This is a genomic window from Furfurilactobacillus curtus, from assembly GCF_045862785.1.
Classification (GTDB): domain Bacteria; phylum Bacillota; class Bacilli; order Lactobacillales; family Lactobacillaceae; genus Furfurilactobacillus; species Furfurilactobacillus curtus.
In genome coordinates, this window is sequence record NZ_BQXO01000050.1 from 1 (window position 1) to 590 (window position 590).

Genomic DNA, 590 nt, shown 5'->3' on the forward strand with positions numbered 1-590 from the left:
TTTTCGGCGGGACTTCCTTTTTCTGTTTATGTTATAGCATGACCTTTAAAAACTGGCTAACGCTTTAAACTTTGATCCAGTTCGGATTTGGGTTGTTTGATCTCCGGATTCTGTTCAGCAAATGTTTTCAGTTGTTTTTGAGTTCGATCACTAATTTCTTGGTGCACATCGTTTAACTGATTTTTTAATTGCGCTTTTTGTTGTGGACTAGTTGTTTGTTGAATTTGTTGTTGCAAGCCTTGATAGGACTTATTAAGATCCTGGGCTGATAGCTTTTTTAGATCATGTGTAGGCTCTTTTGGGGCTTCTTGTAAGCCTAATTGTTTGGTTAAGCCATCGCTAAGTTCAATCACTTTGTTGCTCACTTGTTGGATCTCACTTAAAGCGCTATGGATTACGGCTTTATCTTTGGCCCAGGTGGCCACGTAACCGAGTGAGTAGTTGCTGGTATCAACGCCAATATTTTGCATGGCAATATATGCGACCGCTTCGGCTTGCGTTTCTTGATAGGCTCGCGGGCGATCTTTAAAGGCTGATTTTAGGCCGTGTAGCTGGCTATGCGCATATTCGTGATATAACGTCTTTAGTTT

Annotated in this window: 1 pseudogene; it reads right to left on the reverse strand. The window is 41.2% G+C overall.

The features are described 5' to 3' along the window. Positions 1-56 precede the first annotated feature (56 nt). Positions 57-590: pseudogene (locus ACKTR2_RS10380) on the reverse strand (hypothetical protein); the annotation flags it as partial.